The sequence below is a fragment of the Limosilactobacillus reuteri genome, assembly GCF_013694365.1.
GTDB lineage: Bacteria > Bacillota > Bacilli > Lactobacillales > Lactobacillaceae > Limosilactobacillus > Limosilactobacillus reuteri_E.
Genome location: NZ_CP059275.1, coordinates 615,418 through 623,177, shown reverse-complemented (window position 1 = coordinate 623,177; position 7,760 = coordinate 615,418). Strand labels below are relative to the sequence as shown.

Annotated in this window: 6 protein-coding genes and 4 pseudogenes; 2 read left to right on the top strand and 8 right to left on the bottom strand. The window is 40.3% G+C overall.

Annotation, left to right across the window (positions count from 1 at the left end; all coding sequences use genetic code 11):
- Positions 1 to 6: 6 nt before the first annotated feature.
- Genes glmU through HHK02_RS03580 form a run of 6 tightly spaced genes read right to left on the bottom strand, consistent with a single transcriptional unit; the run spans position 7 to position 6,123 of the window.
- On the bottom strand, positions 7 to 1,374 hold the full coding sequence (gene glmU, locus HHK02_RS03605) for a bifunctional UDP-N-acetylglucosamine diphosphorylase/glucosamine-1-phosphate N-acetyltransferase GlmU (RefSeq protein ID WP_003671300.1): 1,368 nt from the start codon (positions 1,372 to 1,374) through the stop codon (positions 7 to 9).
- Complete coding sequence (locus HHK02_RS03600) at positions 1,375 to 2,364, bottom strand: ribose-phosphate diphosphokinase (RefSeq protein WP_003671298.1); 990 nt, start codon at positions 2,362 to 2,364, stop codon at positions 1,375 to 1,377. It abuts the gene before it with no gap.
- Positions 2,365 to 3,108 carry a hypothetical protein gene (locus HHK02_RS03595; RefSeq protein WP_003671296.1) on the bottom strand — a complete coding sequence of 248 codons (744 nt, stop codon included), beginning with the start codon at positions 3,106 to 3,108 and terminating at the stop codon, positions 2,365 to 2,367.
- Positions 3,109 to 3,930, bottom strand: coding sequence for a sugar-phosphatase (gene yidA, locus HHK02_RS03590; protein WP_078009248.1), 822 nt, complete (start codon positions 3,928 to 3,930; stop codon positions 3,109 to 3,111).
- On the bottom strand, positions 3,931 to 5,298 hold the full coding sequence (locus tag HHK02_RS03585) for an HD domain-containing protein (protein WP_003671292.1): 1,368 nt from the start codon (positions 5,296 to 5,298) through the stop codon (positions 3,931 to 3,933).
- Positions 5,299 to 6,123: a lipoate--protein ligase family protein gene (locus HHK02_RS03580; RefSeq protein ID WP_003671291.1), complete on the bottom strand. Its 825-nt coding sequence runs from the start codon at positions 6,121 to 6,123 to the stop codon at positions 5,299 to 5,301. It abuts the gene before it with no gap.
- 124 nt (positions 6,124 to 6,247) lie between these two features.
- Between HHK02_RS03580 and HHK02_RS03575 the strand changes: the two are divergent.
- Positions 6,248 to 6,418 (top strand): annotated as a pseudogene (locus HHK02_RS03575) (transposase); the annotation flags it as partial.
- Position 6,419: 1 nt separating this feature from the next.
- On the opposite strand, the pseudogene HHK02_RS03570 reads toward HHK02_RS03575, so the two are convergent.
- Positions 6,420 to 6,809 (bottom strand): annotated as a pseudogene (locus HHK02_RS03570) (IS30 family transposase); the annotation flags it as partial.
- Between HHK02_RS03570 and HHK02_RS03565 the strand changes: the two are divergent.
- Positions 6,801 to 7,193 (top strand): annotated as a pseudogene (locus HHK02_RS03565) (IS30 family transposase); the annotation flags it as partial. The pseudogenes HHK02_RS03570 and HHK02_RS03565 overlap by 9 nt on opposite strands.
- Positions 7,194 to 7,213: 20 nt before the next feature.
- Here the strand turns inward: HHK02_RS03565 and HHK02_RS03560 are convergent.
- Positions 7,214 to 7,735 (bottom strand): annotated as a pseudogene (locus HHK02_RS03560) (IS66 family transposase); the annotation flags it as partial.
- Positions 7,736 to 7,760: the final 25 nt, after the last annotated feature.

Genomic DNA, 7,760 nt, shown 5'->3' with positions numbered 1-7,760 from the left:
ATCCACTTACCATGGTAGTTTCTTAGCATAATTTTCTTTATTAACCTGCCGTGCCCGCGCAATTGCCATATCATATTGTTCTGTACTGTCTGTAATGGTCGAACCAGCAGCGACAAATGAATCCTTGGCAATATTAACCGGAGCCACTAGGTTACTGTTACTACCGATAAAGGCATGGTCCCCAACATTGGTATGGTGCTTATTTGTCCCATCGTAGTTAACAAAGACAACTCCACAGCCAACATTAATATTCTTACCTAAAGTAGCATTACCGATATAAGTCAAATGACCGACCTTTGTTCCTTCACCAATGTAAGCCTTCTTAACCTCACAGAAGTTACCAATATGAACGTTTTCGCCAATTTCTGCTTCTGGACGCAGGTGACTATTAGGACCGATATCACTGCCATTGTGCATTTCTGCTTCTTGAAGGGTAGAAGAAATAATTTTAACCCCATCGTGAATCTTGGAATCAATGATCCGTGAACCAGCACCGATATAACAATCGTTACCAATTTCTGTATGCCCCTTGATCACAACGCCACCTTCAATAACTGTATCACGACCAATCTTAACATCAGCATCAATATAAGTTGTATCAGGATCAATCATCGAAACCCCTTCACGCATCCAATGAGTATTAATCCGGTTACGCATTACCTTGTTGGCACGTGCAAGGGCAACTCGGTCATTTACCCCCATCGATTCGTCAAAGTTATCCATCTTGTAGGCTGTTACGATCTCATTTTCTTGCTTTAAAATACCAATAACATCAGTTAAATAATACTCACCCTGAGCATTATCATTCGTGATCTTACTAAGGGCAGCAAATAGTTTTTTGTTATCAAAGCAGTAAACTCCAGTATTAATTTCCTTAATTGCCTGCTCTTGAATAGTAGCATCTTTTTGTTCCACAATTCGTTCAACGATTCCAACATCATTTCGAACAATTCGACCATAACCAGTTGGATCAGGAGCAATAGAAGTCAAAATAGTAGCCGCCGCATGCCGTTGTTCATGATATTCAAAAAGCTTTTCAAAAGTCTCAGCCGTAAATAAAGGAGTATCACCACTGACAATAATAGTTTCACCATCTTCATTTGCAAGAAGGTTTTTTGTTTGCATTACGGCATGACCAGTTCCGAGTTGTTGTTCCTGCAGCGCATATTTAGTACGGTGTCCTAATCGTTGTTCAACTGTTTCCGCCCCAAAACCAACAATTGTAATAATATTATCGATTTTGGCTTTTTCCAATTGAGTTAAAACATGCTCAACCATTGTCTTACCACAAACTTGGTGTAAAACTTTGTATAGCTTTGAGCGCATCCGTGTACCTTTACCAGCAGCTAAAATAATTGCATTACGTTTTGTCATTTACTTCTTTTCCAACTGTGCACTTTGGAATACTTGCTTAAATAGTGGACTAACCGGACGATTTTCGTTAATCCGTTTGATTGCATCCCCAATTAGTGGAGCAACCGATACCTGCTTGATTTTATCGATTTGTTTTTCTTTTGGCAATTGAATCGAGTCCGTCACAACGACTTCTTTAAGTGGTGCATTCTGTAAACGTTCAATTGCTGGGCCAGATAATACCGCATGGGTACATGATGCGTAGACTTCTTCTGCGCCGGCATCTATTAATGCTTGCGAACCTAAACTAATAGTTCCCGCAGTATCAATCATGTCATCAATCATAATACACTTCTTACCCTTAACGTCTCCAATAATATTCATGATTTGAGCAACGTTCGCCCGTGGACGCCGCTTGTCAATAATCGCAATTGGAGATTTTAAAAACTCGGCAAGTGCTCGTGCCCGTGTTACTCCACCATGATCAGGAGAAATAACAACTGCATTTTCAGCAACACCCTGGTTGATAAAATACTCTGCTAAAAGAGGAGCACCCATCAAATGATCGACAGGGATATCAAAGAACCCTTGAATTTGTGCGGCATGAAGATCAAGTGCAATAATCCGATCAACACCGGAATTTTGCAACATATTAGCAACCAACTTAGCAGTGATTGGTTCACGGCTCCGTGCTTTTCGGTCTTGACGGGCATAACCATAGTATGGCATCACCACGTTAATCGTCTTGGCACTAGCACGACGAAGCGCATCTACCATAATTAACAACTCCATTAAGTTGTCATTAACTGGGGCAGAGGTCGATTGGATGACATAAACATTGTCTCCTCGCACACTTTCCTCAATATTAATTTGGATCTCACCATCACTAAAACGATTAACAGATAATTTTCCTAAATCAACCCCGACATGCTTAGCAATCTTTTCTGCTAAGGGACGGTTTGAATTTAACGCAAAGATTTTTAAATTTTGATCAAAATATTGCTGTGTCATTTAAGCGATTTTTGTTACCGCTCCAGTTTGACTATTGTATTGGTAAATACCGATTAAGTTAGCAACAGTGTTATCACTATTGTTTTGACGTACTTCAAACTTGTAAACATTACCAGTCTTACCAGTTGGCATAATTTGGTAACCTTGGGAGCCACTAAAGCCCATCTTGTTAGCAAATTGTTGTACTACATTATCGCTAGTTGCATCAGATGCAGCTTGGTTAGCAGCAGAGGATGATTGTTGAGTTGCTGCACTTGTAGAACCGGATTGCTTATTTGTTTGCTTGCTATTATTAGTAGATGATGAAGTTTGAGAACTAGTAGAACCCTGTGCAGAACTTACCTTGCTTTGTAAATCAGCGTATGCATTCCGCATTGCCGGACTAGTTGACTTTTGTGATTTCAATTTGTTCTTAGCACCATCATAATCGCCATTTTCATATGCTTTTTGGGCATCCATGTAGCTTTGTAAATCATCAGCAAGTGCTTCCGTTTGAGCATTATGATCATTTAATTGGTTTAACTGTTCATAAGCCCCTTCATAATCATGATTTTGGATAAGCTTATTAGCTGTACGATAAGCCTTTGAAGCTTTACTTTCGGAAGAACGGACAGACGACGATGTGCTGGAAGAACTTGTATCACTACTTGACGCAGATTGTTTACCACAACCAGCTAAGGCAAAGATAGTAGCGACTGCAGCTGTTCCAACCATTGCTTTTTTGAAAAACTTAATTGTTGTCATTTACTTAAGAACATATTTTTCAATCGCTTTTCCAACACCATCATGATTATTATCAGCGGTTGTTACGTCAGCGATCTTTAAGGTACCAGGAATTGAGTTTCCCATCGCTACCCCTAACCCAGCAAATTCGATCATTGAATCATCGTTTTGTGCGTTGCCAAGGGCCATTACTTCTTCTTTTTTAATTCCGAGTTCTTCGCTAAGTAATTGAAGGGCATTTCCTTTACTTGCTTGTTTATTCATGAATTCTAGATAAAAGTCTTCGCTGCGAACAATGGAAAAGCGGTCACGCATTTCTGCCGAAAGCTCTGCCCATGCTTTGTCAATTTGTTCTTTAGTATCAACCATCATTGCTTTGGCGATTACGTATTGATCTTGCATTTTAGAAAGTTCTTCAAAGGTACGATAACGAATTGGCATACTTACAAGGTCTGACTCGTAGACTGTATAAGGACTCAAATCCCGGTTAATTGTGTAGATGTAATCTCGCGTTTCGATTTGGGACTTGACGCCTTCTTTAATACAATAAGTTTGCCAGTCTGCATAGTCATTGAAAGGCATCGTGTAATTTACCAGGACGTTCCCACTAGTTGATTGGGCTAGTGCACCGTTGAAGCTAATAACAAATTCGTTATCTGAATCATTTAAGCCCAATTGGTCAAGGTATGCTTTTACGCCTGTCATTGGACGTCCAGTGCATAAGACAATCTTTACTCCCTGCGCGCTGGCTTTTTTTATTGCAGCAACAGTTTGTGGTGTGATTTCACGTTGGTCATTGATTAATGTTCCATCGATATCGATTGCGACTAATTTAATTGCCATTTATTTTTGCTCCTTTGGGTTAATAATATGATTATTCTTGATATAGCTTTGAAATTCTTCATAGATTGGTTCGAAAATTTCAATATTGTTTCGCGTTTCAAGCATCTCTTTTGGGAAAAAGAACCGTTGATCTCCGGCTTCTCGTCCCGATACGCTAGCGACTAAGGTACTAACTTGGGATAGTTCCACAAAATCGCCATTAGGTTGGAGAAGCTCGATTTGCGTTTGAGTATTAGAATCTTGTGGATGATAAGTATCATATGGAAGTTTAAAACTATCGTTGACTGCGGTGTAATACTGGCTATTAAACCCAGCAGTTTGGATGAGCTTTCGTAAAGTTGGTAAAAGTTTTTGTGTATTTTGATCATAAATGACTGATTTAAATGGTCGGCGGTTAAGAAAACGACTAGCAAGGTCGCTTAAAATATCATCACGAGAATGGGTCCAATGAATAAAATAGGTGGTTAAGACACCATCGTCAAGCGCCAAATAGTCATCCAAGGTAAACTTACCATTAAAAAACGGCATCAGCATATGAGGGGTGAAGTCGGGCTCAAAGTCATTAGGATGTTGGTAAATATATTTTGCCCGCATTAAGAGGTGGTCTAAGATAACTTCCATTGAACGGGAAACTGGGTGAAAGTAGACTTGCAGATACATCTGAAGGCGACTGATAATGTAATCTTCTACCGCATGCATTCCTGAAATTTCAAAGGCAATTCCTCTCTTAACTGGTCGCATAACATGAAGAACACGATCAAGATCAAACTTTCCGTAGTTTGTTCCTGTGTAATACGCGTCTCGTTGCAAGTAATCCATCCGGTCCGCATCAACTTGGCTTGAGATCATTTGCACCACTTGTGGATTTTCATAAGTATGGTCGATCACACTAGCAACTTGATGAGGAAAATCAGGAGATACCCGTTGTAATATTTTATTAATATTAGTGCTGCTGTCGGTGATCAACTGGCGGGTAATTTGCTCATGGTTTGTATGGAAAATATGCTCAAATGTATGGGAATAAGGACCATGCCCTAAATCATGGAGGAGGGCTGCACATAAGGCAACTGGTCGTTCGTGATCATCCCATAGGCCGTCGCCAGGATGCTGACTAGGATAGTTTCGCTGGAAATAGTTGCACATTTGGCGGGTAATTTCATAGACGCCTAAGCAATGGCCAAAGCGGGAATGCTCGGCTCCATGAAAGGTAAATGATGAAGTTCCTAGCTGCTTGATTCGTCGTAATCGTTGAAACTCAGGAGTATTAATTAGGTCCATAATAATTTGATTATCGACAATAATTTGTCCGTGAATTGGATCGCGAAAAACCTTTTCACGGCGAAGTTTTTCGTCATAAAAGTGATTCATTTAATCTTCTTTCTCTAAACGTTCTTGTAAACGTTCCATGCTGATTAGTTCTTTATTGAGGGTTGATATAAAATTAGGCGACCACATTAAGTTATTAAGGCTGTCAGGAACAATGATTTGAACGACTGATTGGATTCGCTGGATCGCATCCTGAACGCTTAATTGCGTGTTGAGGGCTTTAGAGATAGTTGTCATCGCTCCCGGCCAAACATCTGGAAAATGCCACTTATTTTGGCTTTGCTGCAATCCTGTATCATAGAAGTCACGAATTAGTTTGCCCCGATCCTGCTGATTGCCACCGACACTTAAGTAAAGCATTACTGTAACTCCCATTTTGTTTCGGCGTTGGGAAATGCCACCGATTTTTTGGCCGTTAACGCTGATATCAAAACTCCCCGGACAGTATGAATGAGTGATTTCACCAGTAGCGATTTTTAGGCTAGGAAAAGCAGCCTGAATTAGGTCGACCATTCGTTGATATGCTTCATCAATAGTTAATTCATGGTCTTCGAGGTGCCATGGATAGAAAATTGACAGGTTTAAAATACCGTCGTCACTTACAACTGCTAATCCCCCTGAATTACGCATGAAATAATGAAAACCACGGTGCGTAAGCGAAGTAAGGGCAGTTGATAAATGCGGTAATCGTTGATCTTTTAACCCTAAAATAACCGTATCTTCTAAGGTCCAAAAATGAAGAAGAGGATATTTGAGTTTGTTAGCTGAACGTAACAAAGCGTTGGTATAGATGAAAGACGAAAGATTATCCGCTGGAGTTAAAGGTTGAATAAACCGCTGAAAACACTGATTCTTAAAATTAGCCATATTTATCCATAAATTTGCGAGAATACCCCCACTTCTATAAGTAGGGGATGAATCGCTCTCTTAAAGCACGTTAGTGCTTTTTCTTTTGTTCTATGATATATTTAGTATATATCTATAAAATGTGTTGATAACAATAGAATTGGATAGAAATCAGCATTCAGTATACTTGCTTAATTACCATTTGGTAATGGTGGTTAAGTATCGTCGAAAAGTAATTAACGATGAAATATCTGAATATCTTAAACATCGTTTTGTAGTTGTGGGACAAGCATACGGCATTAATTTGCAAGAATGGATTAGAAAAAAAGTAGTTGCTCATCAGTGACATACTTCATGAATACCTCGTAAGGTGTTTGATAGCCCAATGATTTGCGAGGAATGTTGTTCCGGTAACTCATTATTTGAGCAACTTCTTCATCAGCTAGGTGGCGGAGATCGCGACCTTTGTGGAGCCCATCGCGCCGCAGAAGGCCGTTGTTGTTCTCGTTTAACCCCCGTTGGTTAGGTGCCCCCACCTCGGCAAAGTAGGTCTGGAGGTCAAATTGGTTGGCAATTGCTCGCCAGTCAGCGAACTCCTTCCCATTGTCGAAGGTAATCGACTTGAAGAAGTGGGGTGGAAACTTTGCCAACCATTCCTGTAAGTGCTGGATCACACTGGTGGCCGTCTTACTATGGACGTTAAGCTTAACGTCCATAGTAAGACGGCCACCAGTGTGATCCAGCACTTACAGGAATGGTTGGCAAAGTTTCCACCCCACTTCTTCAAGTCGATTACCTTCGACAATGGGAAGGAGTTCGCTGACTGGCGAGCAATTGCCAACCAATTTGACCTCCAGACCTACTTTGCCGAGGTGGGGGCACCTAACCAACGGGGGTTAAACGAGAACAACAACGGCCTTCTGCGGCGCGATGGGCTCCACAAAGGTCGCGATCTCCGCCACCTAGCTGATGAAGAAGTTGCTCAAATAATGAGTTACCGGAACAACATTCCTCGCAAATCATTGGGCTATCAAACACCTTACGAGGTATTCATGAAGTATGTCACTGATGAGCAACTACTTTTTTTCTAACTTAAATTGACATTTCGGGATTATTTATGGCATTCTGTTTGGACTTCTTTTGACCATGGTAAATAAGCCTCAAGTCCTTCGTCCTTGCGGTTTGGTAAGTGATCAAAAAGATACTTAAAGTATTTGTAGATATTTAAATGGTTCTGGTTTGCAGTTGCCACCAAAGTATAGAAAATGGCATTTGCCTGAGCTCCGGCAGTACTTTTCGCAAATAAGCTATTCTTTCGAATAAGAGTTGATGGACGAATCGCTCGTTCAACAGGATTATTTGTTAATGGTACTCGGCCATCTTCAAAAATTCGATACACTCGTGTTTTTAACTTTAAAGCATTGTTAATGGCGGCTCTTAAACGTCCTTGAGGAAAGTTAATGTTTTCTAAATAGGCATAGAACTTATCCATCAAGGGTTTTACGTGCAACCGACGTTGCACTAGCTTTTCCTTATGAGTGTGATATGCTAATTGTTTCTCTTCGTGAAAAACTGGTCGCATTAGTTGTAAAACTTGGTATGCTTTGGAATTCTTCAATTGTTCTTTTTTCAACTACAGAGTAATATTTTTTACCAGG

Excerpts from the sequence above, each read along its gene's own strand:
- HHK02_RS03580 (WP_003671291.1), bottom strand. The coding sequence starts at position 6,123 with ATGGCTAATTTTAAGAATCAGTGTTTTCAGCGGTTTATTCAACCTTTA.
- HHK02_RS03600 (WP_003671298.1), bottom strand. The coding sequence starts at position 2,364 with ATGACACAGCAATATTTTGATCAAAATTTAAAAATCTTTGCGTTAAAT.
- HHK02_RS03595 (WP_003671296.1), bottom strand. The coding sequence starts at position 3,108 with ATGACAACAATTAAGTTTTTCAAAAAAGCAATGGTTGGAACAGCTGCA.
- yidA (WP_078009248.1), bottom strand. The coding sequence starts at position 3,930 with ATGGCAATTAAATTAGTCGCAATCGATATCGATGGAACATTAATCAAT.
- HHK02_RS03585 (WP_003671292.1), bottom strand. The coding sequence starts at position 5,298 with ATGAATCACTTTTATGACGAAAAACTTCGCCGTGAAAAGGTTTTTCGC.
- glmU (WP_003671300.1), bottom strand. The coding sequence starts at position 1,374 with ATGACAAAACGTAATGCAATTATTTTAGCTGCTGGTAAAGGTACACGG.